The 25,223-nt window shown below is 45.2% G+C and carries 18 protein-coding genes; 14 read left to right on the top strand and 4 right to left on the bottom strand.

Annotated elements, in window-relative coordinates:
* Positions 1–2 precede the first annotated feature (2 nt).
* The 6 genes from OO778_RS14645 to OO778_RS14620 all read left to right on the top strand — a co-directional run bounded on the left by OO778_RS14645 (position 3) and on the right by OO778_RS14620 (position 9,328).
* The gene (locus OO778_RS14645) at positions 3–1,049 is read left to right on the top strand and encodes an MJ1255/VC2487 family glycosyltransferase (protein WP_005392259.1); all 1,047 of its coding nucleotides are present in this window, start codon (positions 3–5) and stop codon (positions 1,047–1,049) included.
* Between the two features lie 556 nt (positions 1,050–1,605).
* Positions 1,606–2,565 (top strand): LysR family transcriptional regulator CalR, encoded by a 960-nt coding sequence (gene calR, locus OO778_RS14640; protein WP_005379693.1) that lies wholly within the window; start codon positions 1,606–1,608, stop codon positions 2,563–2,565.
* A 294-nt stretch (positions 2,566–2,859) separates the two neighbouring features.
* Complete coding sequence (locus tag OO778_RS14635; protein WP_258615883.1) at positions 2,860–4,668, top strand: long-chain fatty acid--CoA ligase; 1,809 nt, start codon at positions 2,860–2,862, stop codon at positions 4,666–4,668.
* Positions 4,669–5,117: 449 nt separating this feature from the next.
* Entirely contained in the window at positions 5,118–6,842 is a 1,725-nt protein-coding gene (locus OO778_RS14630) for an acetolactate synthase 3 large subunit (protein WP_053809447.1), read from the top strand.
* 1 nt (position 6,843) lies between these two features.
* Positions 6,844–7,338, top strand: coding sequence for an acetolactate synthase small subunit (ilvN, locus tag OO778_RS14625; protein ID WP_005392253.1), 495 nt, complete (start codon positions 6,844–6,846; stop codon positions 7,336–7,338).
* Positions 7,339–7,447: 109 nt separating this feature from the next.
* Positions 7,448–9,328 (top strand): diguanylate cyclase, encoded by a 1,881-nt coding sequence (locus tag OO778_RS14620; RefSeq protein ID WP_005392251.1) that lies wholly within the window; start codon positions 7,448–7,450, stop codon positions 9,326–9,328.
* A gap of 64 nt (positions 9,329–9,392) precedes the next feature.
* Here OO778_RS14620 and OO778_RS14615 read toward each other — a convergent pair whose 3' ends face one another.
* Together OO778_RS14615 and pykF are read right to left on the bottom strand one after the other, a co-directional pair.
* Complete coding sequence (locus tag OO778_RS14615) at positions 9,393–10,037, bottom strand: GntR family transcriptional regulator (protein WP_005392249.1); 645 nt, start codon at positions 10,035–10,037, stop codon at positions 9,393–9,395.
* A gap of 199 nt (positions 10,038–10,236) precedes the next feature.
* A complete protein-coding gene (gene pykF / locus OO778_RS14610; protein WP_264910176.1) occupies positions 10,237–11,649 on the bottom strand; it encodes a pyruvate kinase PykF in 1,413 nt (470 codons plus the stop codon).
* A gap of 433 nt (positions 11,650–12,082) precedes the next feature.
* Here pykF and OO778_RS14605 point away from each other — a divergent pair, with 433 nt between their 5' ends.
* From OO778_RS14605 to OO778_RS14585, 5 genes are all read left to right on the top strand, one after another.
* Entirely contained in the window at positions 12,083–12,844 is a 762-nt protein-coding gene (locus tag OO778_RS14605) for a DeoR family transcriptional regulator (RefSeq protein WP_258615887.1), read from the top strand.
* Positions 12,845–12,958: 114 nt separating this feature from the next.
* On the top strand, positions 12,959–14,791 hold the full coding sequence (glmS, locus tag OO778_RS14600; protein WP_005392238.1) for a glutamine--fructose-6-phosphate transaminase (isomerizing): 1,833 nt from the start codon (positions 12,959–12,961) through the stop codon (positions 14,789–14,791).
* Between the two features lie 203 nt (positions 14,792–14,994).
* Positions 14,995–15,372, top strand: coding sequence for a DUF3316 domain-containing protein (locus OO778_RS14595; protein WP_031815906.1), 378 nt, complete (start codon positions 14,995–14,997; stop codon positions 15,370–15,372).
* Between the two features lie 102 nt (positions 15,373–15,474).
* Positions 15,475–16,167 carry a heavy metal response regulator transcription factor gene (locus tag OO778_RS14590; protein ID WP_258615889.1) on the top strand — a complete coding sequence of 231 codons (693 nt, stop codon included), beginning with the start codon at positions 15,475–15,477 and terminating at the stop codon, positions 16,165–16,167.
* Complete coding sequence (locus OO778_RS14585; protein WP_258507028.1) at positions 16,160–17,545, top strand: heavy metal sensor histidine kinase; 1,386 nt, start codon at positions 16,160–16,162, stop codon at positions 17,543–17,545. Before OO778_RS14590 ends, OO778_RS14585 begins: the two co-directional genes overlap by 8 nt.
* A 54-nt stretch (positions 17,546–17,599) precedes the next feature.
* On the opposite strand, the gene OO778_RS14580 is transcribed toward OO778_RS14585, so the two are convergent.
* Positions 17,600–18,682, bottom strand: coding sequence for a glycerol dehydrogenase (locus tag OO778_RS14580; RefSeq protein WP_005487429.1), 1,083 nt, complete (start codon positions 18,680–18,682; stop codon positions 17,600–17,602).
* Between the two features lie 353 nt (positions 18,683–19,035).
* Between OO778_RS14580 and dhaK the strand changes: the two genes are divergently transcribed.
* The 3 genes from dhaK to ptsP are packed head-to-tail and all read left to right on the top strand — an operon-like array spanning position 19,036 to position 23,146.
* Positions 19,036–20,094: a dihydroxyacetone kinase subunit DhaK gene (dhaK, locus tag OO778_RS14575; RefSeq protein ID WP_074192016.1), complete on the top strand. Its 1,059-nt coding sequence runs from the start codon at positions 19,036–19,038 to the stop codon at positions 20,092–20,094.
* A 15-nt stretch (positions 20,095–20,109) separates the two neighbouring features.
* Positions 20,110–20,745 carry a dihydroxyacetone kinase subunit DhaL gene (gene dhaL / locus OO778_RS14570; protein ID WP_005379705.1) on the top strand — a complete coding sequence of 212 codons (636 nt, stop codon included), beginning with the start codon at positions 20,110–20,112 and terminating at the stop codon, positions 20,743–20,745.
* Between the two features lies 1 nt (position 20,746).
* Positions 20,747–23,146, top strand: coding sequence for a phosphoenolpyruvate--protein phosphotransferase (gene ptsP / locus OO778_RS14565; RefSeq protein WP_264910167.1), 2,400 nt, complete (start codon positions 20,747–20,749; stop codon positions 23,144–23,146).
* 80 nt (positions 23,147–23,226) lie between these two features.
* On the opposite strand, the gene dhaR is transcribed toward ptsP, so the two are convergent.
* Positions 23,227–25,152, bottom strand: a complete 1,926-nt coding sequence (dhaR, locus tag OO778_RS14560; protein ID WP_264910166.1) for a dihydroxyacetone kinase operon transcriptional regulator DhaR — start codon at positions 25,150–25,152, stop codon at positions 23,227–23,229.
* Positions 25,153–25,223 lie beyond the last annotated feature (71 nt).

The following is a 25,223-nucleotide window of genomic DNA, read 5'->3' as shown; positions in this document are numbered from 1 at the left end:
TGATGAAAATCTTATACGGTGTTCAAGGTACAGGAAACGGACATATTGCGCGTGCGAGGGCGATGAGTCATGCGTTTAAAGAGCACGATGTTGAGGTCGATTTTTTGTTTTCTGGACGAGCGCCTGAAAAGTACTTTTCAATGGAAGCGTTTGGCGATTATCAGACTCGCCGAGGCTTCACCTTTATCACTGAAAAAGGCTCAGTGAACTATGCGAAAACAGCATTGAGTAACAATTTAGTGCAATTTTGCAAAGAAGTTAAACAGCTTGATTTGTCGTCCTATGATCTCGTGCTCAATGATTTCGAGCCTGTTACGGCATGGGCGGCAAAACAACAAAATAAGCCGTCGATTGGTATCAGTCACCAAAATGCTTTCCGTTATCCAGTGCCGTTAAAGGGAGCGAGTTGGTTAGACAAATCCGTCATTGAATACTTTGCGCCTTCTCAACACCACCTCGGTTTGCATTGGCATCATTTTGACCAGCCTTTGTTGCCGCCAATTGTACATACCGTCGATAGCCAAGCAGAAAATGACGATTTTGTTTTGGTTTACCTACCGTTCGAATCCATTGAAGACATCTCGGATTTACTGTTCCATTTTAACCAGCAAGCGTTCATCTGTTATCACCCCGATGTGATCGAATGTGAGCAGGTGGAAAACATAGAATTACGCCCTTTATGCCACAGCAACTTTCAGCATCATTTGCATCGGTGTAGTGGTGTCATTGCCAATGGTGGATTCGAGCTCCCTTCGGAAGCTCTGTCTCTAGGGAAAAAATTATTGCTTAAGCCACTCGCAGGTCAGTTTGAGCAACAAAGCAATGTCGCGACCTTAGAAGACTTAGGACTTGCGATGTCGATGGAGAGCTTAGACATTTCCGCAGTACGCCAGTGGCTAAAGGAGCAGCAAGCCGAAAGTGTGAAATATCCAGACGTTGCTCAGGCCATTGTTCATTGGGTATTACAAGGCGCGTGGGATTCACAAGCGGAGTTATCCAAACAGTTGTGGGAGCAAGTTGATTTCCCAAGTTACGTGTCGAACATTTAAGTACGTTGTTCTAAGTACATTGTTCCTTCCTATTTTTGACACGATTTTGTTGCAGCCTTTCAATCTAGAAGGCTGCATTTTTATTCTTTCTCTTTCATTTCTATTCAATGTGTATTTGCTGATAATTTGACTGATAAGTGCAAATTTCACTCAGAGATATAGTCGTCATCTGTTGGTTTGCTCTCGACTAATAACTAGGATAAATGCATGCGTGTGGTGACCATCCGTCTCATCAATTTGCTAAATACTTCCTCAAAGAATGCGCTTTTACGTGTTTTATAGTTTTTTATGTTTTTATCAAGTTATTGTTATTTAAAGGGTAAATACCTAATCGGCTAAAATTTACTGATTAAATATCAATCTAGTTGCGAAACCGCAATCGATTAGTTGATAGTACAGTTCGAGCCGGAAGTATCCGGACAGCAAATATAATAAAAAGTTAGGTTATCTATTCGTAAAATGATTCGAATCCAGCCGCCGTCTTTTGTGCGAGATGGGATTCTATTCGTTATGAATTTAATGAACAAAGTTGACGATTACAAAAGAGGCGCACTCAATGTTAGAGAAGAAAGATGCGATGAGCGCAATTGCTAGCTACCGTATGGAAAGCACTTTGCGTGGTGTAGATTTAAACCTACTGACTGTATTTGATGCTGTGATGCAAGAGCAAAATATTACTCGTGCAGCACATAACTTAGGCATGTCTCAGCCGGCAGTAAGTAATGCCGTGGCACGCCTAAAAGTGATGTTTAACGACGAGCTGTTTATGCGTCAGGGCCGTGGTATTCAGCCAACGCAACGTGCTCGTCAATTGTTTGGTCCAATTCGCCAAGCATTACAGCTGATTCGTAATGAACTTCCTAGCTCCGTATTCCAACCAGAATCTTCGACTCGCTTATTTAAGCTAGCGATTTGCAGTCCTTGTGACATGCGTTTTGCTCCGAAGATCATGGCAAAAGTGAATCAACAAGCACCAAACGTTCAGCTTCACCTAGATGCAGAATTTGACCGTCTGTTGTCTGAGCGTATGCGCTATCAAGAAATTGATTTCGTGATCGATTATGCTCGCTTTGATGAGCAAGGTTTCTCAAGTACTGAAATCTTCAAAGATGAATTAGTGGTTATCGCGTCAAAAACACACCCACGCATTCAAGGTGGTGTAACGGCCGAGCAACTGCTTAACGAAAAACATGCGAAGTTATCGAAAGTGCACGGTCAACGCAGCTTCTCAGAACAAGCATATCGTGAACTGGATTGCCAAGCCGCGTACGAAGGCTCTAGTCTAAGCAACCTACTATATGTGGTAGGTCAATCTGAGCTTGTGACTATCGCGCCACGTTGGATGGCAGAAAATGCGGTAAACAGCGATCAGCTGCAAATTCTAGACTTCCCATTTGCAAACAAGGAAATCAGCGGCTTCTTAAGCTGGCATGAATCAAGTGAAAAAGATAAAGGCCACATTTGGCTGCGCGATCAACTGATGATCACTTGTGGTGAAGTGGTTGCCGCAAAATAAGATGACGTTTGGTCTTATCGGTTAAGACCATATTGGTAATCATCAATTTTTACAATTCATTGGTCCCCGAGAGATTTTTGTCTCTCGGGGCTTTTTGTTTTAGCAATCAACAATCGAAACAGTAAGTTAAATAGAGTAATCATTCAGCAGTTTTGGGTATGTTCGCGACGTATAAGTGATAGTTGTCTCTTATTAGTGATAAGTTTGATACTGGTCAGTTGCGTTTTAGCAAGCCGTGAGTACACTTGTTCGCTCAATTAGCTTACGCCTGTAAGCCAAAAGGTAAGTAAAAGAATGGCCAAGTTAGATTTTCATATCGTTAAACGTATTCGTGAACAAATTGCGAACGGTGGTACACGCGTTGCGCTCAAGCATAAAGTGGGTGAGGAATGGCAAGGTATTACGTGGACGCAATTTGGTCAGCAAGTTGATGCTTTATCACTTGCACTTTTGGCTCAGGGATTAGGAGTCCAAGATAAAATCGGCATTTTCTCGAACAACATGCCGCAATGGACGATTGCTGATATTGCAGCGCTACAACTACGCGGCGTAACAGTACCTATTTACCCAACCAATACCGCCGCTCAGTCGGCGTACATCATTGACAACGCAGACGTCAAAGTGCTGTTTGTTGGTGAGCAGCCACAATTTGACGCAGCAGTGAGCATTTTCGACCAGTGCGAGCAGTTAGAGCTCATTGTTGCCATGTCTGATGATATCGAACTTGGCGAGCATGATTTCGTTATCTCTTGGCAAGCATTTGTCGCCAAAGGCGATACAACATACCAAGTTGAATTAGACGCACGTTTAGAGCAAGCAAAGGAAGATGATCTACTTACGCTGATCTACACCTCGGGCACAACAGGCCAACCAAAGGGTGTCATGTTGGACTACGCAAACATTGCGGCGCAATTGGAAGGGCACGATCAACGTTTGAGCCTTTCTCAAAGTGATGTGTCATTGTGTTTCCTTCCGCTGTCACACGTATTTGAACGCGCTTGGACCTTTTATGTGTTGTACAAAGGGGCGACCAACTGCTATTTGCAAGACACCATGCAGGTACGTGATGCACTGAGCCAAGTGCAACCTACCGTGATGTGTGCCGTGCCGCGTTTCTATGAGAAGATCTTCTCTGCGATTCACGAGAAAGTGTCTCGCGCGCCAATTCATCGCAAGATCATGTTTACTTGGGCTGTGAACATGGGCGCAAAAATGGCCGCTTGTCATCAAGAAAAACGTCAGCCATCGCTCATGCTGCGCAAGTCATATGCCCTGGCGGATAAATTGGTTCTGAGCAAGCTGCGAGCGTTACTTGGTGGACAAATCAACTTTATGCCGTGTGGCGGTGCAAAGCTAGATGAAACCATAGGCCGATTCTTCCACGCGATTGGTATCAATGTGAAGTTAGGTTACGGCATGACTGAAACCACGGCGACAGTATCGTGTTGGGATGATAAGTGCTTTAACCCAGACTCTATTGGTATGTCTATGCCTGGCGCGCAAGTGAAGATCGGTGAGAACAACGAGATTCTGGTGCGTGGTCCAATGGTGATGCGTGGCTATTACAAAATGCCAGAAGAGACCGAAAAGACCTTTGATGAGCACGGTTTCCTAAAAACTGGCGATGCGGGTTACATTGATGAAAATGGCAACCTGTTCATCACTGATCGTATCAAAGAGTTGATGAAAACCTCTGGCGGTAAATACATCGCTCCACAAATGATTGAAGGGGCGATTGGTAAAGACCACTTCATCGAGCAAATCGCGGTTATCGCGGACACGCGTAAGTTTGTCTCGGCGCTGATTGTGCCGTGTTTTGATTCTCTTGAAGAGTATGCGAAAGAGTTGAATATCAAGTATCACGATCGCGTTGAATTGATTAAGCATCACCAAGTGGTCGAAATGCTTGAGAAGCGTATTAACGATCTCCAAAAAGAGTTGGCAAAGTTTGAACAGGTGAAGAAGTTTAAACTGTTACCAAGAGCTTTCTCTATGGATGATGGTGAGTTAACGCCAACTCAAAAACTGCGTCGTAAAGTCATCAATGACAAATACCAAGATGAAATTGAAGAAATGTATAAGGAAAAGTCAGAGAAAAAGTAACTTAAGCTGACTTAGATTTTATATTGATGAAAAAATCCCCAGTGATGTTATTGCGCATTGCTGGGGATTTTTGTTTGTGTTGATTCTTTCTATTTTGCTCACCAAATACAGCTATTTAGCACCCTATACTTAAAAGTTTCTGAAATAATGTTCTTTTTTTGAACGTTAAATTTTTAGGTTGTACTGTGAAATAAGGTATGTGTGGCTGCTATTCCTACTAACATTCTAATTACTAGCATCTTGTTCAAAAAGTAGACCAATCTCTCATTAGACCCGTTGATAATAAAACGTTACATTTGTTGGGTAACCTTGCGGGATGTTATGACGAACGCAAGACATAGCCGAAAACGTGGAAGTATTTCGATTAGGCTACGAATAAGACCTAGACTATGTAAAACCAGACCAATCCGTTGACCTTACGGTGAGGAAACTGGCTAAGGAGAGCAATTATGACAGCAATGTTGTCAGGCGCAGAGATGGTGGTTCAATCTCTGATAGAAGAGCACGTAGAGCAGATCTTTGGCTACCCAGGTGGCTCCGTTTTGGATATCTACGATGCACTGCATGCCAAAACCGATCAAATCAAACACGTACTTGTAAGGCATGAGCAAGCCGCCACTCATATGGCAGATGGTTACGCTCGCGCTACCGGTAAACCGGGTGTCGTACTGGTATGTTCAGGTCCGGGCGCGACCAATACCATTACTGGTATTGCCACGGCTTATATGGACTCCATCCCAATGATCGTTATCTCGGGTAACGTACCTAATAGCCTAATTGGTAATGATGCTTTCCAAGAATGTGACATCGTTGGTGTCTCTCGCCCAGTGGTCAAACACAGCTTTTTAGTGAAAAAAGCGGAAGATATTCCTGAAACGATCAAGAAAGCGTTTTATATCGCGACCACAGGTCGACCTGGTCCAGTAGTGATTGACTTGCCGAAAGATGTAATGAATCCGCAAATCAAACTGCCTTACCAATACCCAGAAACGCTTTCAATGCGTTCTTACAAGCCGACGACGTCGGGTCATAAAGGCCAGATTAAAAAAGCGCTTAAATCGCTATTAGAAGCGAAAAAACCAGTGCTTTATATCGGTGGTGGCGCTGTGATTTCTGGCGCTCATGAACATATTTTAGAGCTCTCCGACAAGCTGAACCTTCCAGTAGTCAGTACGTTGATGGGACTAGGCGCATTCCCTGGAACGCACAAAAACTCACTGGGCATGCTGGGTATGCACGGTACTTACGAAGCCAATATGGCGATGCATGAAGCGGATCTCATTTTTGGTATCGGTGTGCGTTTTGATGACCGCACGACGAACAACCTTGAAAAATACTGCCCAAACGCAAAAGTCATGCATATTGATATCGATCCATCATCGATATCGAAAAACGTGAAAGTAGATTTACCTATCGTAGGCTCTGCGGAAAAAGTGCTCACAACCATGCTTGGCCTGCTGGCAGAGCAAGAAGGTGGGAATGATCAAGATGCCATCACCGCATGGTGGGATGACATTCAGGTGTGGCGTGACCGAAATTGTTTGGCTTATGAGAAGTCACCAGAGCGAATTAAACCACAGCAAGTGATTGAAACCTTGCACAAGCTGACCAATGGTGATGCGTATGTTGCTTCTGATGTGGGTCAGCACCAGATGTTTGCAGCACTTTACTACCCATTTAACAAACCACGCCGTTGGATCAACTCGGGTGGATTGGGCACTATGGGATTTGGCCTTCCGGCTGGTATGGGTGTTAAGTTTGCCATGCCACAAGAAGAAGTCGTGGTTGTTACGGGCGATGGCAGTATTCAAATGAATATCCAAGAGCTTTCGACAGCCATGCAATACGACATTCCAGTGAAGATCATCAACCTGAACAACCGATTCCTAGGCATGGTAAAACAGTGGCAAGACATTATTTATCAAGGTCGTCACTCTAATTCTTACATGAGTTCTGTTCCTGATTTTGCAGCGATTGCAGAAGCTTATGGTCACGTCGGTATTCGTATCGAAACGCCTGATCAGCTCGAAGAAGGGCTACAAAAAGCGTTGGATATGAAAGATCGTCTGGTGTTTGTGGACATCAACGTAGACGAAACCGAACACGTATACCCGATGCAAATCAAAGGTGAGGGTATGGATAAAATGTGGCTAAGCAAAACGGAGAGAACTTAATATGAGACACATTATTTCACTGCTATTGGAAAACCAACCGGGTGCGTTGTCTCGTGTTGTTGGTTTGTTCTCTCAACGTGGTTACAACATTGAATCTTTGACGGTATCACCGACAGATGATGAAACGCTGTCGCGAATGAACATTACCACGACGTCTGATGAGATGCAGTTGGAGCAAATTCAGAAGCAGTTACACAAATTGATCGATGTGCTGAAAGTACAAGAAGTCACCGAGTACGAGCACATCGAACGTGAACTGATGATGGTGAAAGTGAAAGCCAGCGGTTTTGCGCGAGCAGAAGTTAAACGGACGGCAGACATCTTCCGTGGCCAGATCGTGGATGTCACTGCTGCTCAATACACGGTACAACTCGCGGGCACGAGTGAAAAGTTGGATGCTTTCATTCAAGCGATATCTGAAGTAACTGAAGTCGTCGAAGTTGCTCGTAGTGGGGTAGTGGGCATTGCCCGAGGTGAGCGCGCACTCAAACCGTAATTGTCTAATTGCATATAGAAAAGCCACTTAATCTAAGTGGCTTTTTGTTTAGAAAATAACAATTAATGATATAATTGTCGTTTTAGTAAGCATTATAGGCAGTAGACGCGTGAAAATACCTAAGCGAGTCGGCACATTGTTGGCGACAGCACTATTTTTTAGTGCGCTCACTGCAGTTTACTATTATCAGAAATATCTGACGTTATTAGAGAGTAACGTTGAGAATACCGCTCAAGAAGCATTACACCAACTGGCTTATACTGGTCGCGAATACAACAATATTCAGGATCAAATTGAGACGATCAGCGATCTTCTCGGTCACAGCCAAAGTCTTTACGACTATCTACGTCAGCCGAACCGAGTCAACCTTTCTATCTTAGAAGATATGTGGATCTCGGTTGCGATCAACCAAAAGCTATATAAACAAATTCGTTTTCTTGATATTACCGGTCAGGAAAAAGCACGGATTAATTACGATTTCAAAACGGGTATCGCTGCACCCGCCCTCAAATTACATGACAAGTCAGAGCGGGATTATTTTCATTACGCGCAAGGTTTAGGTAATGATGAAATTGCGTCGTGGGGGATTGAGCTGGAGCGGGAAAATGGTGAGCTTGTTTACCCTTATAGCCCTTCACTGCGTATTCTGATGCCGATTTCTCTCAATGGGAAACGCGAAGGGTATCTTGTTCTTAATGTTGATATTGAGTATTTATCTTCTCGACTCAACTACTCACCGGTGCGGGATTTTCATATTGAGTTAATTAAAAGTGATGGCTTTTATATCGCGAGTCCTAAGTCATCACGCTTGTACGGCAACATTATTCCAGCTCGTTCTCAATTTAATTTTGGCCGGATGTACCCCAACATTTGGCGCACGATGATCTCAGAAGTTTCGGGCTATGAGTACAACGGCTCGAATTTGATAGCGTATAGCACGATCCAATTTGTTTCTAGTGAACCACTTCATCTGGTGATTGATCTCACGAATGAGCAATTACTATCTCGATCTCAGCGAGATATTGATGACTTAATCCAAGAAGCGTTTTTTGTATTAAGTTTGGTGTTTGGTTTTACTTTACCAACGACCGCGCTAGCCCTGCACTATCGACGTCATAGTATGGAATCGAAGTTAGCTCGGGCTGCACTTGATGGCATGACTGCGGTGATGATCTCAGATGCCTCGCATCGAATCATTATGGTGAACCAAGAATTTGAAAACATGATGGGCTATTCCACCAAGCATACTCAAGGCTGGAATGCGCATAATCTAATTTTCTTACCGGAAGATCTCGAGTCGACCCTCAATATTTGGAATAAGCTTGCGAACGAGCACGTTTGGGAAGGTGAGGTTCGTTGTCGAACCAAGTTTAATCACGTATTTACCGCCATTATGCGCATTCAGGCAAACTTAACCAAGTCAGGTAAAGTAAGCTATTACATCACGTCGCTGGTGGATATTTCCGAGCAAAAAGAGCTGGAAGAAAAGCTACGCAACCTCAGTGAAAAAGATGGTTTGACGGGCTTGTGGAACCGTCGAAAATTTGAAGAGCAATTAGCGCAATATGCTGGGATTATTGAGCGTTATCCTGACAGTCCCCCTGCATGTTTGGCGTTGTTTGATATTGACCACTTTAAGCGCATTAACGATGAACTTGGGCACGATGAAGGGGACAAAGTGATTTGCAGTGTCGCTGAGACTCTTCTTAAAGAGGTGCGCAGTACTGACTTTGTGTCTCGCGTCGGTGGTGAGGAGTTTGCGGTGATCATGCCGCATACCACACTCGAAGAAGCAGAAGTTGTATTGAACCGGTTACGTGTGGCGGTTCAACTGCGCAGTGATAGAGCTATTACCGTTAGCGCCGGGTATAGTGATTTAACTTCTGATCGCACGCGCACTTATAAATGTGCTGATATTGCCTTGTATGAATCCAAGAGTGCAGGGCGTAACTGCGTATCGCTATGCCATAGTTTCGATGATATTGCTTAGCTCTTTTTCAAAAACAAAAAATCGGGGATAGACCCCGATTTTTATGCTTATTTTAGCCTCAGCGTTATTCGCTAGCCAGTATGCGATATTGGTTGTCGATGGCCGCTTCGATACACTGCATTGACTGTCTCAAATAGCGCTCTAGATAACCTAAAGCATCCTGGCTCTTTTTATCTAACGATGTCTTCATCAGCATTTCTTGCTCATCGATATTACAGTGCCCTGGGTTTCCAGTACCTAACATTTGCATAGCAAAATATTGGTAACGCTTAATTTGCGTGAGTAGATCACGGAAAAAACCAAACATATTGGCAGAGCCAGCGCCTTCAAACAGCGCAGTAAGAAACTGATTATGGCGTTCTTCCCATTCCTTCCAGCAAAAGCTTTCGCCAGATTTAGAGCGGGATAACTTGTGATAAGCGGTTAGGACGTCCAGTTCCCAATTTTCATCGCCAATCACAATTGCTTTATTTAGTAGGCATGCAGAGACCATTTGTAGGCTCTCGTACAAGTCATTCAACTCATCTTTACATACAGGTGCAACCCAGCAGCCTTTTTGCGGCTCGAGTTTGACGTATTTGCTCCACGATAACTGCACCAAAGCTTCGCGAATGGGTGACGCTCCTACGTTGTACTTCTCTTTGAGTTCCGCAACCACGAGTTTTTGACCCGGTTTAAGCACGCCATCGAGAATATCCTGACGGATCATTTTTGATACTTTGTCGGTAAGAGTGGGACTGGACACATACACCTCATAGAAATTTTAATCGTGACGACAAAATTAAACAGTACGCAATTCTGCATATGGTGAATGATACAGTTAGGCTATTATTAGAGCAAGAAAGCCATATAAAAAAAGAGGGCATAAGCCCCCTTTATCAATCAACTGAAGTATGAAAAGTTCAGTCTTATAGTACGTGTACAGAAGCTGTGTTCGTAGTACCTGAAGCGACTAGAGCACCAGAAACCATCACTACGATGTCGCCTTTGTTACCTAGACCAGACTCTAGAGCAAGCTCTTTACCTGCTACGTAGAATGCGTCAGTGCTTTCGATAGAATCAACAACAACTGGCGTCACACCTTTAGTTAGAACAAGTTGTGCTGCTGTTTTCTTGTTTGTTGTTAGTGCTAGGATGTTTGCAGTTGGGAAGTATTTACGTACTGAACGTGCAGATTTACCACCTTCAGTTGCAACAACGATAAGTGGAGCAGCTAGTTTCTCAGCTGTGTCTACTGCGCCTTTACATACTGCTTCAGTGATACGTAGACGTGGGCTGTCTAGACGAGAACCTAGCTCAGCTTTTAGAGCTGAATCAGTACGGTTCGCGATTTGAGCCATGATAGTTACCGCTTCAACTGGGTACTTACCTTTAGCAGTTTCACCAGAAAGCATTACTGCGTCAGTACCGTCCATTACCGCGTTAGCAACGTCGCCTGCTTCCGCACGAGTAGGACGTGGGTTGTTGATCATAGAATCAAGCATTTGAGTTGCAGTGATAACCATCTTACGTGCACGGTTACACTTCTCGATCATCATTTTCTGAGCGAAGATTACTTCTTCAGCTGGGATTTCAACACCTAGGTCACCACGAGCAACCATGATGCCGTCAGAAAGCTCTAGGATCTCGTCGAAGTTATCAACACCTTCTTGGTTTTCGATCTTAGAGATGATGTGGATGTTCTCGCCGCCGTTTGCCGCTAGAACTTCACGGATTTCTTGAACGTCAGAAGCTTTACGGATGAAAGAAGCAGCTACGAAGTCAACGCCTTGCTCACAACCGAATTTAAGGTCGTTCTTATCTTTTTCAGATAGAGCAGGTAGGTTTACAGAAACGCCAGGAAGGTTCACACCTTTGTTCTCGCCTAGTGCACCATTGTTAAGTACTTTACATTTAACTTCTGTTTCAGTCTTAGAGATAACTTCCATCTCGATTAGACCGTCGTCGACTAGGATAGTGTTACCTACGCTTAGGTCTGCTGCGAAACCTGCGTAAGTTACTGCAACTTTATCTTTGTTACCTACAACTGAAGTGTCAGTTGTGAAAGTGAATTCTTGACCAGCTACTAGATCAACGTCGTTACCGCCTTCTAGCTTAATAGTGCGGATTTCTGGACCTTTAGTATCTAGAAGAATTGCTAGTGGTTTGCCAGTAGCTTCCATTACTTTACGGAAGTTCGCGATACGAGTGCCGTGTTCTTCGTAGTCACCGTGAGAGAAGTTAAGACGCATTACGTTCATGCCTGCGTTCACTAGCTCAGTTAGCTTCTCTACAGATTCAGTTTTAGGGCCAATCGTACATACGATTTTGGTCTTTTTCATGGAAGATACTCTCCGGTAAGTATAGTTACAATTTGAAAGTCGGTTGTTTACTCTGAAGTTAGGGCGTTATTGATGACATTTAGTGCCTGTCACCCACCGATTTTTCGCCTCATTATCAGTACTTCAGATTCTGAAAGTCTTTCACCAAGTTTAGTCATTTTATGACTAAAAGATCGGCGATTTTGGTTACCTTTTTGTGACTAATCCCACTTTATATGCAGAAAGTTGCAAAAAAATAGCCTTCAATTCTGTAATTTTTTTTCTTTTCGGTGGCGAATTCTACCACTGAATGAATCCAATATCACTGTTTAAGAATTGTCTTAGGACAAGGTTTTATCGAGAAATATTAATTTTTTGGATCGAAATAAATGGACTTAAAAGTTTCGGTTTGACTATAATAAGTTTCACATCGAAACTTAAATTCAAAACGTAAATGTCGAAACGAAACACTCAACTAAGAAGACACGCCATTTCTAACTTGGTTTCTGAGCTAGGAGAAGTCAGCGTTGACGAACTCGCTCAGAAATTCGAAACCTCAGAGGTCACGATTAGAAAGGATTTAGCTTCTTTAGAGAAAAATGGCCAACTTCTACGCCGCTACGGCGGTGCGATTGCTATCCCAACAGAAGTCATTCACGAAGAATTGAGCGCTAATGTTTCGACTCGAAAGCTAAACTTGGCAAAAGCCGCGGCATCACTGATTCGAGACCATAATCGCATCGTGATCGACAGTGGCAGTACTACGGCTGCGTTGATTCAACAGTTGAATGACAAACGTGGCTTAGTTGTCATGACCAACTCGTTGCATGTTGCTAACGCCCTTAATGAATTAGAGAGCGAACCAACACTGCTGATGACTGGTGGGACTTGGGATACGCACTCAGAATCTTTTCAAGGCAAAGTAGCCGAATCTGTATTGCGAGCTTACGATTTTGACCAGCTATTTATCGGTGCGGATGGCATCGATCTCGAACGCGGCACCACAACATTTAATGAATTGGTTGGTTTGAGTAAGGTGATGGCGGAAGTGTCGCGCGAAGTGATCGTCATGATCGAATCGGAAAAAATCGGCCGTAAGATCCCGAATTTAGAGCTCGCTTGGCATCAAGTTGATGTGCTAGTGACGGATGCTGATATTCAGCAAGAACACAAAATACAGATTGAACAACATGGCGTGAAAGTCATTTGTGCCTAATCTAATTATGTAACCAGTTTCATATTTCACTTCCCTCTGAATACAGGCCTTCGCTTGCTGCCTCTATTAAAATCATGGCTAGGGAAGAACAAAACTACAAACGGAGATAAACACATGTGTGGAATCGTAGGTGCAGTAGCACAACGAGATGTTGCAGAAATTTTGGTTGAAGGTCTACGCCGCTTAGAGTACCGCGGTTACGACTCAGCTGGCGTTGCTGTTGTTGATGGCGAGTCAAACCTAACGCGCGTTCGTCGCTTGGGTAAAGTGCAAGAATTGGCTGATGCAGTAGAAGAAGCAAAAGTGATCGGCGGAACGGGTATTGCACACACTCGCTGGGCGACGCACGGTGAACCATCTGAAGTTAATGCACACCCACATATGTCTGGCGATATTGCTGTTGTACATAACGGTATTATCGAAAACCACGAAGAGCTTCGTGAATTGCTTCAATCTCGTGGTTACGTGTTTGAATCTCAAACGGATACAGAAGTTATCGCACACATGGTTGAGTGGGAACTTCGCACTTCAGAAACGCTACTAGAAGCAGTACAAAAAACAGCAAAACAACTGGAAGGTGCCTACGGTACGGTAGCACTTGATCGTAAAGATCCTTCGCGCATCGTAGTTGCACGTTCAGGCAGCCCGATCGTAATTGGTTTTGGTGTGGGTGAGAACTTCCTGGCTTCTGACCAACTTGCGCTACTGAATGTAACGCGCCGTTTCATGTACCTAGAAGAAGGTGATGTGGCAGAAATCACTCGCCGTGAAGTTACTGTCTTTGACGCAACGGGCGAGCTGGTTGAGCGTGAAATCGTAGAATCTAACGCAGAACATGATGCTGGCGATAAAGGCCAATACCGCCACTTCATGCAAAAAGAAATCTATGAGCAACCTAAAGCGTTGATCAACACAATGGAAGGCCGTATCACGGCAGACTCCGTTGTAACTGATGCGATCGGTGTGCATGCGGCTGACATTCTAAGCAAAGTAGAACACGTACAAATCGTTGCGTGTGGTACGTCTTACAACGCGGGCATGACAGCACGTTACTGGTTTGAAGACATTGCTGGCGTGAGCTGTGATGTAGAAATTGCGTCTGAATTCCGTTACCGCAAGTTTGTGACGCGTCCAAACAGCCTTCTTATTACGTTGTCTCAGTCTGGTGAAACCGCCGATACGCTAGCAGCACTTCGTCTTGCGAAAGAAAAAGGTTACATGGCGGCGATGACCATCTGTAACGTAGCAGGTTCTTCTTTGGTTCGTGAATCAGATTTTGCGTTCATGACTCGTGCTGGTGTTGAAATCGGTGTCGCTTCAACCAAAGCGTTCACGACTCAGCTTTCTGCACTATTGATGCTGGTTACGGCGTTAGGTAAAGAGCAAGGTCGCGTTAGCAAAGAGAAAGAAAAAGAGATTGTTGAAGCGCTACACGCACTTCCTAAGCAAATCAACGCGGCACTTTCTTTCGAGAAAGACATTGAAGCACTAGCGACAGATTTCGCAGACAAGCACCACACACTGTTCCTAGGTCGTGGTGAATTCTATCCAATCGCGATGGAAGCGTCTCTAAAATTGAAAGAGATCTCTTACATCCACGCAGAAGCTTACGCGGCGGGTGAACTGAAACATGGTCCTCTAGCGCTGATTGATGCTGACATGCCTGTTGTTGTGGTTGCACCAAGTAACGACCTACTTGAAAAGCTAAAATCAAACGTTGAAGAAGTACGTGCACGTGGCGGCCTTCTATACGTATTCGCAGATGCAGACGCAGGCTTCGAAGGAGATGAGACAATGAAGATCATCACGATGCCTCACGTTAGTGAAATCACGGCGGCGATCTACTACACCATCCCAATGCAGTTGCTGTCTTACTACGTAGCACTGATCAAAGGTACGGACGTAGACCAACCACGTAACCTAGCGAAAGCGGTAACGGTTGAGTAATAACGCTTAACAGCAAAAATTCCAAGCGGCACATGCGAGAGTATGTGCCGTTTTTTTGTCTTGTGCTAAGCGTGATGGAGCGATCAAGAGCTTTCGCCAGTAGGTTGCTTTCATGACAAAAATGTCATTTTGTTGAAAGGGTGGTGTCAGAGGCGGTGTTCAATAATGACCTCATTGAAAACAAGCACTCAAAGGTTAACAACATGAACGCAATCAAAACTGCTCTTTTTGTAACGGTAATGGCAATCACTAGCGCATCTGCATTCGCTCAACCACTTTTCACTGGTGGTAACTACGTGAGCCGCGAAGAGATGAAAACCATCTCAGTTACGCCGACAGCAACGTCAGATGAGGCTTATCAACAGGCACTGTCTGAACTCAATTCACTTAAAACCATGACGGCTCGTGAACTGAATAAAGAGCTCAATATCCTGACGTTTAATGTGAAGTCTCGCAGTACGCATTTAAAAGATGGTGGCTTCGTGACCGTGCAAGAACGCATGAATGAAGATGGTCAGTTGGAATATTTGGGCAAAGTGAATGTCAAAGTGCATTATGCCGAACGCGATAACAATCGATAATGGTTTGCCAATGGGGAAGAGTATGGTGTGGTTCACATCATGCTCTTTTTCGAGCTTTATACTGGGTTCTCATCCTCCCGCTAACACACTAGGTAAGTAAAGTTGAAAATATTGATCGTCGAAGATGAGCACAAAGCCGGAGAATATCTGCAAAAAGGTTTAATTGAATCTGGGTATGTGGTGGATTTAGTGCATGATGGGGTCGATGGGCTTTATCACGCTACCAGTGAAGAATATGACTTAATCCTCCTCGACATTATGTTGCCTAAACTCGATGGTTGGCAGGTGCTTAATACATTGCGCAGTAGTGGGATTCACACCCCAGTGATCATGCTGACAGCGAAGGAGCAAGTGGAAGATCGCGTGCGCGGTTTTGAGCTGGGTGCCAATGACTATGTCGTAAAACCTTACGCGTTTGCGGAGCTACTGGCGCGTGTTCAAAACGTATTTCGTCATCATATTGCCGCGCAAGTGGTCGCATCGCCGCAAACATTACGTGTGGCAGATTTAGAACTTGATATGATCAAACGCGTTGCCACGCGCGCGGAGCAGTCGATATCGCTTACCGCCAAAGAATATGCCCTGCTTGAGTTGTTGATGCGCAAAACTGGCCAAGTGCTTTCACGTACCACCATTGCGTCGTTAGTGTGGGATATGAATTTTGACAGCGATACCAATGTGATTGATGTGGCGGTCAAACGTCTGCGTAGCAAAGTGGACAAACCGTTCGATAAACCACTGATTCACACTGTCAGAGGGATGGGCTACAAACTCGAAGAGAGTCGTGATGTCTAAGTTTTCGCTGCCTTTTTCCATGAAAAACAAGCTCGTGCTGATGTTTGTTAGCATGACGTTTGTTACCTATTTTTCTTTGGCTTTCATCCTACAGTACGCCATTGAGCGCCACTTTTATTCGCAAGATTTCAGCTATATTTCCAGTAAGTTCAATGCCATTGAGAACGAGTTAAAACGCTCGCCAGAGGATGTGTTCAAGCAAGCGAATAACAGTACGCTCTATATGTGGGTGTTTGAAGGCAAGCAGAACGTGTATCAGAATTCGAGCCTGACGATTCCTCAGAACCGAGCCTACAGCATTAGCTCACCTCAGGTCTTAAATCACGAGCGCGCCATCGAATGGAGTGAGGACTCGCTGAATATTCGCGCGTTTGCGTTTCAAGCTGGGGAGTATCAGGTGGTGCTCGGCATGAGTATCAATCACCATATTTTGTTTTTGGATAAGCTCGACTGGATTTTGTTTTGGGCGCTCGGTTTGGCGTTTGTGATTTCTTCCGCGTTGAGCGGTTGGATGGTAAAACGTGGGTTGAAGCCGATTGTGGGATTGAATCAGCACATTCAACAGATATCACCAGAGCAAATGGGCATTCGTCTCGACCCCGATTCGTTGCCAATAGAACTGCGCGAGTTAGCCAACAAACACAACGCGATGCTCGATAGGTTGCAAACTGGTTTTCGCCGCTTGAGCGAGTTTTCTTCTGATATAGCACATGAGTTAAAAACGCCACTCACCAACATTACCACGCAAAATCAGGTCATTTTAGGTGCGTGTCGAACGCCTGAAGAGTATCAGGATGCGATTGCCTCAACGTTGGAAGAACTCAACCGCATCACGAAAACCATCAACGATTTGCTCTACATTGCCAAGGCCGAAAACAAGCTCATTCATCGCCATGACGAAGTGTTTGCGGTGCAGGAGGAAATCGACCGTTTGGTCGCGTATTTTGAAATATTGGCCGAAGATGCCGATGTGCAAATCGTGAGCTCAGGCGACGGTCAGCTCTATATGGACAAAAACATGTTTGAGCGTGCAGTGGGCAATTTGCTCTCCAACGCGATTCGTCATGCGTATGCTGATTCAACCATTGTGATTGACGTTCAAGAGGTTGATGAACAGGTTACGATATCGGTCAGCAACCAAGGTGACACCATTGCCGAGCAAAACTTACCGTACCTTTTCGACCGGTTTTATCGCGCAGATAAATCTCGCCAACATGTAGGTAGCGTCGGTGCAGGGCTAGGTTTGTCGATTACCCAATCTATCGTGCAAGCGTATGAAGGACAGATAAAAGTAACATCAGATAAAGACAAGACGCGGTTTGTTATGATGTTGCCATCGGCAGGTGTCAATGGAAGTGATAAGTCAGTTGAAGCATAAAAGGCAAACCTTGGCTTGCCTTTTGAGACTCAAACTCGTTTGAAGTTATTTGGGTTATTGGCCCAGTTGATGAGCGGTTAGAATAGCAGAGTAGACATTTTCTGCCGTCACTGGGAATGGCATATTGTGGATGGTTTCTCCCTCGGCCGTTGAGGCTTCGGCGACCTCGCGCAACTTAGCGTGGTTTAGCTCTTTAACGCCCATATCAAATAAGTTGGTTGGTAGACCTACAGATCGGCAGAAGGCGAGAACCGTATTAATCTCTTCCATCGCTGCGTTTTCTAACACCAATTGAACAAGCGTGCCGAACGCGACTTTCTCACCATGATAGAGATGGTGACACTCTTCGAGCTTGGTTAGGCCGTTATGAATAGCGTGAGCGCCTGCTAGGCCACTGCTTTCAAAACCGATACCGCTTAGGTATGTATTGGCTTCAATAATATTTTCTACCGCTTTGGTGCTCACACCATTTTCTACCGCAGCTTTTGCTTTTAAACCATCTTCAAGCAAGGTTTCATAGCAAAGTTTCGCAAGCGCTTGTGCTGAACGCGTCGCTAACCCACCGGCCATTGTTGCCTTACCAGAGGTCATGTTGGCACGAGCTTCAAAGTAGGTGGAAAGCGCGTCGCCCATCCCCGATACAAGTAAGCGAACAGGGGCTTTGGCGATGACTGATGTATCCATTATGACCATGTCTGGGTTTTTAGGGATCATCAAGTATTCCGCAAATTCACCTTCTGGTGTGTATATCACCGCAAGAGCAGAGGTTGGCGCATCAGTCGAGGCAATCGTAGGAACCACCACGACAGGAATTTTGGTGTAAAACGCAACAGCCTTTGCTGTATCTAAGGTTTTACCACCACCAATACCGACAATGACATCGTGTTTTTGAGTGGCACAAATGTCCGTGATGCGTTCAATCTCAACGCGCGAACATTCGCCACCAAAAATGTTCATAGTGAGTGGAAGCTTTTCGTCAGCAAAGCTTTGTTTGACGTCATCACCAACCAGATTAGTCACGAACTCATCGGCAATGACTAACGGACGTTCACCTAATGTTTTCACATAGTGAGCGATAGATGTAAGTACTTGTTCACCTTGGACGTATTTGCTTGGGCTGATAATAATTTTGTCCATAATTCAAACCTTTAACCTTTTTTATGTGTGTTTTGGACTGCAATGAAAATCCATTGTAGCGATAAGGTTTATATTAGGTTTGGTGAGGTAAGTGGTGAAGGATATCTCTGGTTTTGTTCCATGCTTTTATGACCTCTGTGTCAAACCGACTGTCAGAAGTAATAAGCATCAGCATGCTTTATGGCGCCGATCACTATTCAAGCGAATTAATCGTTTTTCGTTTCATATTGAAACAAAAATACCGAAGTCGTTGTTTCAATATGAAACGGATTGATTTTTGTTGAGCACGTTTTTTCTCTGTTTAAGATGAATTCATACCCTACATAAAAATATAAATGGAATGAGATAGAACGATGAAAAAGTTAATTAACCAAGTCGATGATGTTGTATTGCAGCAAATGGAGGGCCTGGCATTGTCCCGCCCTGAGCTAAAAGCCAACTACGAGCCTCGTTACATGTGGCACGAGGAAACGCCGGGGCAAGTGGCATTGGTTTCTGGTGGTGGCTGTGGTCATGAACCTTTGCACGCAGGTTTTATTGGTAAAGGCATGCTGACAGGTGCCTGCCCTGGTGAGGTATTTACTTCACCTACGCCTGATCAAATGTACGAATGTGGTAACCAAGTGAATACTGGTGAGGGCGTGCTGTTTATCATTAAAAACTACACCGGCGACGTGTTGAACTTTGAAACGGCCGTGGAGCTCCTTCATACCGATGGCATTAAAGTTGGGTCGGTGTTGGTGGATGACGATGTTGCAGTCAAAGACAGCCTGTATACCGCTGGTCGCCGTGGCGTCGCTGGAACGGTATTGGTTGAGAAGTTAGTTGGGGCTGCCGCGAACAAAGGTTATTCGTTGGAGCAATGTGAAGCTCTGGCTCGTCGCGTTAATAATCACTGTCGCTCATTTGGCGTGGCGCTTAATGCTTGTGTTGTGCCAGCGGCGGGTAAACCATCTTTTGTTCTGGAAGATGATGAAGTGGAGTTTGGTGTTGGTATCCATGGTGAACCAGGTATCAAGCGAGTGAAGTACGCCGACGTCGATACGTTAGTGGATGAAATGTTTGCTGAAGTTGCTGAAAACACACCTTATCAGCGCACTTTGCGTATTTGGAATCGTGACGAAGGTGAATGGGATGAAGTGGAATCCAGCATTGAGCCTTTCGCCTCTGAACACGACTACATTGTGATGGTGAATGGTATGGGTGGTACGCCAACTTCAGAGCTTTACGGGGTGTACCGCCGTCTTGCTCATAACTGCGAGCAAGCGGGGTTCCGTATCGTGCGTAATATGGTTGGTAACTTCTGTACGTCACTCGATATGGAAGGCGTTTCAATTACGTTGCTGAAAGCAGATAAAGAGATGTTGGAGCTGTTTGATGCTCCTGTCGATACAGCCGCGATCAAGTGGTAACAGGGGGGAGCAAACATGCAAATTGAAAAACAACATATCGTTCACTGGTTAGAGTTATGTGCAAAAACGTATCAAGAGAATCAAGATTTTCTGACCGACCTTGATCGTGATATTGGTGACGCAGACCATGGTCTCAATATGAACCGAGGCTTTAAAAAAGTTGCTGAAAAACTGCCGCAATTTGCGGACCAAAATATCGGCAGCATTCTCAAGAATACGGGCATGACTTTGCTTTCTAGTGTCGGTGGGGCAAGTGGCCCGCTGTATGGCACGCTGTTTATTCGCACGGCTGCCGCTGTCGGAACTCGAGAGCAATTAACGTTTGAAGAGTTAGTGGATGCACTAAAAAGCGGTGTGGATGGCGTGGTGTCTCGTGGTAAAGCAGAACTGGGTGATAAAACCATGTGTGATGTTTGGTTACCCGTTTTAGTTAGCGTGAAGGCGTCGTTAGAAAATGGCATGAGCGCCGATCATTTATTGAATGAAATGGTTGAGCTAGCAGAAACAAATGCGGTTGCCACGATTGAAATGTTGGCGAAAAAAGGGCGAGCAAGCTATTTAGGTGAACGTAGTATTGGTCACCAAGACCCCGGCGCAACCTCTTCTTTGTTAATGATTAAAGCACTACAGCAGGCAATAGCAGGTAATTAAGATGGTGGGAATTGTAGTTGTATCTCATAGTCGTCGCCTTGCTGAAGGGGTGGCCGAACTTGCCACCCAAATGACGCAAGGCAAAGCCAAGCTTGCGATTGCGGCTGGGATTGATGATCCAGAGAATCCGATCGGAACTGATGCCATTGCCGTGATGGAAGCGATTGAGCAGGTACATGATCAACAAGGGGTTGTTGTATTGATGGATCTTGGCAGCGCATTGCTTAGCACGGAAATGGCTCTGGATCTGATTGAGGATCATGTGAGGGAAAATGTCACCCTTATCTCGGCCCCTATTGTTGAAGGAACCATGGCGGCGTCGGTGGCTGCTGCCGCCGGACTACCTTTATCGGCGGTAGTCGAAGAGGCACAGAATGCGTTAAGCGTAAAACAAGAGCATCTTGGTGATCAGCCACTAACATCCGCTGAGATAGCGCCAGTATCAAAAAGTGTTGAGCAAGAACGGACATTTGATTGGGTAGTGCAAAATCCGCATGGATTACATGCTCGTCCCGCTGCGGCCATTGTTGGTGCACTCGCGCCTTTTGACTGCCAATTATGGTTGAAAAAAGGCGAGCGCCGTGTGAACGCGAAAAGCTTAAACAGCATTGCGAAACTTGGCGTTCGTAGTCAAGAGACGATCACCTTATGCGCACACGGACCTCAATCTAGTGAAGCAATTAAGGCATTTGAAGCCTTAGCTCATGAGCACTTCGGAGAAAAAGAGACGGTTGAGCAAGGCATTGTCGAACCTGAAGAAAGCTCGGATACTTTGCTCGATGATATGGCCTCAAGTCAGATTGAAGGTGCTGTTGTTGGTATTCGAGTCAATGACGGTATCGCAACTGCTCCAGCTGTCCTTTTTACTCATGAAATGCCAGCTGTGCCTGAACGTGATTTCCAAAGTGAACAAGATGAAATTGAACGGGTTAAGCGTGCGATAGGCGTGGTTGTTCAACATTTGCAGGAGCAAGCGAAGCAGCCGAAAGGGGAAATATTTTCTGCTCATAGCATGATGCTCAGTGACCCAGAATTATGGGCATCGGTCGAGTCGCGAATTCAAACGGGCATGATAGCCGAGCAAGCTTGGATAGAATCACTGCAAACGTTAGCCGAAGAGTTTCGCCAGGCAGAAAGTCAGTACATGCGGGAACGCGAAGCAGATGTGCATGATATAGCACGCCAAGTTATGGTCGAAATGACAGGAGTAACGCCTAATGCCATCGACATTCAGGAACCGAGTATTTTGTTGGCCCGCGACCTGATGCCTTCTGATGTGGCCGGGCTTGATAAATCGAAAGTGCTTGGTATCTGTTTGAGCGAGGGAGGGAAAACCTCTCACAGTGCGATTCTTGCTCGTGCGATGGGTATTCCTGCCATCGTTAAAGCTCAGGGCTGCCTTGATGCTGTGCGCGCTAGTCAAGTGGTGACTATTGATGGCTTCCGAGGGCATTTATGGTTCTCTCCTTCAGATTCCGTACAGCAGGAATTAGAAGCGCAACAAATTGAGTGGCAAAGCATCCGACAAAGTGCACTAGCGAGTGCTCAGCAAGCCGCAGTCACCTGTGATGGTGTCCATATTCCAGTATTCGCCAATATTGGTGGACCGAAAGATATTGATGATGCGCTAACATCGGGGGCTGAGGGCGTTGGTCTATTTCGGACTGAGTTTCTATTTCAAAACAGTGATGAGTTGCCGACTGAGGAAGTGCAATACCAAGTGTATCGTGATATTGCCGCCGCACTTGGTGATAAGCCACTTACGATTCGTAGTCTAGATGTTGGCGGTGATAAGCCTTTAGCCGCTTATCCTATGCCATCGGAAGATAATCCATTTTTAGGTTTGAGAGGGGTGCGGTTGTGCCTTCAACATGAGTCATTGTTTACCGCCCAACTTCGAGCCATTCTGAGAGCCTTTCACGAGCAACCGAATATTCAATTGATGATACCGATGGTGGCTCAGGTTGAAGAAGTGAGAAAAGTAAAAGCGTTGTTGGCGCATCAAGCGAACCGACTCGGCTTGGATGCGACTCATTTGCCCGTTGGTATTATGATTGAGGTACCAGCCGCGGTGTTGAATGCTGATGCGTTAGCACAAGAAGTCGACTTTTTCTCTATTGGCACCAATGATTTGACTCAATATGTTATGGCTGCCGATCGAGGCAACGCCGCCGTTGCTGAGTTAGTGAACTACTTTGAACCATCGGTACTAAAAGCCATTGAACTCACTTGTGCAGCAGGCGAACGTGCGGGTATACCGGTCAGTATGTGCGGTGAGATGGCTGGCGATCCAAATGCTACAGAAACATTGCTTCGCGTGGGGTTACGAAAATTCAGCGCCAGTTTTAGTCTGCTACCGGGACTAAAAGCGCAGATTCGTCAGTTGTCTGTTGATGTTTAATCGATACCTTATCGTTAGTACATGTGTACCGGCGTGCTTACGCCGGTTTTACTTTTGTTATAGGAACGCCACTTCTCGGCTTAATACAGCTTCATTTGCTCCTGCAGCCCAAACTTATTAATTTTTCTCCATAAGGTCGTGCGGCCAATTTGCAATGCTTTCGCCATATCATGCATTTTGCCATCACACTGATTCCAAGCCTGAACGATAGCTCTTCTCTCGGCTTCTTCTAACGTGATTACTGGCGTATTTTCTGCGGTATGGCGAGAATTCAGTTTAATGTCTTCAGGAATATCGTTCAGCTTGATTAAGTTGGAACTGCGGTTCAGCAAAATTCGCTCAGTTCGGTTTCTTAATTCAGAGTTGTTGCCTGACCAACGAAAATTCATCAACGCTTCCAGTGCGACTGGCTCTATCGAGATCGTCACATTATGGCGGCGTTCATAATGGCTGATAAGCTGCTGGACGAGAAATTCAATGTCTTCTTTACGCTTTCGTAGTGGCGGAATATGCAGCTCGTTCGAGGAGATTTCATAATAAAGTTGCCGACCAAATGAGCGCTGAGTGACATACTCGCTGATCTCTGAAGCGGTGCTCGTAATAAGTTGAAAGTCTACGGGGATCAATCGCAAACTGTCGCTGCGGCTGACGAGCCCAGTTTTTAACAACTTAAGTAACACGGCTTGTAAATCGGGCGACAGATATTCCACCTTCTCTAAAAAGAGCGTACCGCCATGGGCGAGTTCAAACTTAGAAGGCATGCCTTGTCCTTCGTCGTAGCCTAGGGTTTCTTTGACCAGTTGCTCTGTATTGATGGAGCGACAGTTGAGCGTAATGAATGGCCCTTCTTTGTAGGTGCTTTCGTTATGAATCGCCATGGCGAGAGTGGCTTTTCCTACACCTTCTTCACCTGTAATTAGAATCGGTGATTTGGACTTTATGGCCCGTTTTGCCACGGTAATGACATGCTTCATTTTTCGTGAAATAACAGGCAAAGTACTGAACGTATAGCGCGCACTGCCACCTATTTGTTGTTGAGCAAGTTCGCGAATTTTATCGATAGGGTGCAAAAACAATAAGTGTGTGCCGTCGTTGAGTGGACGCAAGGTAATGATTGCCTCAACAAACTCTCCACGAACCTCTACCGTTGTGAGTTTTCGGTTGATGCTTGCACCCGACTCAATACTATTGAGGACATTTGGCGGGAAGCGTAAAACAGAAAAGACTTCTTTATCCAAGACCTGACTGGCTTCAATGTTTAACAAGCGCTCTGATTGATGATTTACCATCGTGATACGGCTTTCTTCATCCCAGGCCAGAAGGCCATCATCCATGCATTCTAACGTTGCGTTGTGCGCACAAGTGAGGCGGTTAATGTTTTCTTGTTCCGACTGAATATGGATTTGCAAACTGACTTCTTTCGCGCTCGACGCGATGATGACCAAGTTTTCTTTCTTGTAGCTCTCTGCTTTTTTGAGAAGGCATGTTGTGCCGCGTAACTTGCCAAATTGGTCGAAAACAGGTGCTGCTACAGAGGCATAAGAATGTAAGTGGCGATTGAAATGTTCTGCTGCGAATACTTCACACGGGATATGAGTACTAATACAAAGATTGACCGCATTTGTGCCAATTTTTCCTTCAGATAGAAAACAGCCTTGTTTAATGCCGAGTACCTGCATCTCTTGTTGCATTGAGTCATGTCCCACAACAGATAGAACGCAGCCGTTGCCGTCAGTCACCATCAATAGCAGGTCTTCGTCCCCTAGCATGTCGTAAGTGTCTTCAAGTACGGTAGTGGCGCATTCGAGGAGGTGCTCGTTGCGTTTCATCAGAGATGAGAAGGTAAAGCCAGAGGCAATATGTGGTTTTGACCAGGTATAAGGGCTGCATTGCTTTATGCAACGCTCCCACGACTCAAGTACGGGAGTGCGGGAAAATTCTGGAGATACCCAGTGGTGTTTCTGGAAAAACTCCCATTTGGTTTTAGTGTCTTCGATTGAAAGCATGCCATACCGTTTCAATACCAGCGATAGATTGGTCTGATATTACAGAGACATACGAATATGGACTGTGATGG

Source organism: Vibrio sp. STUT-A16 (assembly GCF_026000495.1).
Taxonomy (GTDB): domain Bacteria; phylum Pseudomonadota; class Gammaproteobacteria; order Enterobacterales; family Vibrionaceae; genus Vibrio; species Vibrio diabolicus.
This window is presented reverse-complemented; position numbering and strand designations above follow the sequence as displayed.

What these genes read in the sequence shown, in the direction of transcription:
- dhaR (WP_264910166.1), bottom strand. Translation starts at nt 25,152, where the DNA reads ATGCTTTCAATCGAAGACACTAAAACCAAATGGGAGTTTTTCCAGAAA.
- OO778_RS14630 (WP_053809447.1), top strand. Translation starts at nt 5,118, where the DNA reads ATGACAGCAATGTTGTCAGGCGCAGAGATGGTGGTTCAATCTCTGATA.
- OO778_RS14645 (WP_005392259.1), top strand. Translation starts at nt 3, where the DNA reads ATGAAAATCTTATACGGTGTTCAAGGTACAGGAAACGGACATATTGCG.
- ptsP (WP_264910167.1), top strand. Translation starts at nt 20,747, where the DNA reads ATGGTGGGAATTGTAGTTGTATCTCATAGTCGTCGCCTTGCTGAAGGG.
- pykF (WP_264910176.1), bottom strand. Translation starts at nt 11,649, where the DNA reads ATGAAAAAGACCAAAATCGTATGTACGATTGGCCCTAAAACTGAATCT.
- glmS (WP_005392238.1), top strand. Translation starts at nt 12,959, where the DNA reads ATGTGTGGAATCGTAGGTGCAGTAGCACAACGAGATGTTGCAGAAATT.
- OO778_RS14580 (WP_005487429.1), bottom strand. Translation starts at nt 18,682, where the DNA reads ATGGACAAAATTATTATCAGCCCAAGCAAATACGTCCAAGGTGAACAA.
- calR (WP_005379693.1), top strand. Translation starts at nt 1,606, where the DNA reads ATGTTAGAGAAGAAAGATGCGATGAGCGCAATTGCTAGCTACCGTATG.
- OO778_RS14615 (WP_005392249.1), bottom strand. Translation starts at nt 10,037, where the DNA reads ATGATCCGTCAGGATATTCTCGATGGCGTGCTTAAACCGGGTCAAAAA.
- dhaK (WP_074192016.1), top strand. Translation starts at nt 19,036, where the DNA reads ATGAAAAAGTTAATTAACCAAGTCGATGATGTTGTATTGCAGCAAATG.
- OO778_RS14605 (WP_258615887.1), top strand. Translation starts at nt 12,083, where the DNA reads ATGTCGAAACGAAACACTCAACTAAGAAGACACGCCATTTCTAACTTG.
- OO778_RS14585 (WP_258507028.1), top strand. Translation starts at nt 16,160, where the DNA reads ATGTCTAAGTTTTCGCTGCCTTTTTCCATGAAAAACAAGCTCGTGCTG.
- OO778_RS14635 (WP_258615883.1), top strand. Translation starts at nt 2,860, where the DNA reads ATGGCCAAGTTAGATTTTCATATCGTTAAACGTATTCGTGAACAAATT.
- ilvN (WP_005392253.1), top strand. Translation starts at nt 6,844, where the DNA reads ATGAGACACATTATTTCACTGCTATTGGAAAACCAACCGGGTGCGTTG.
- dhaL (WP_005379705.1), top strand. Translation starts at nt 20,110, where the DNA reads ATGCAAATTGAAAAACAACATATCGTTCACTGGTTAGAGTTATGTGCA.
- OO778_RS14595 (WP_031815906.1), top strand. Translation starts at nt 14,995, where the DNA reads ATGAACGCAATCAAAACTGCTCTTTTTGTAACGGTAATGGCAATCACT.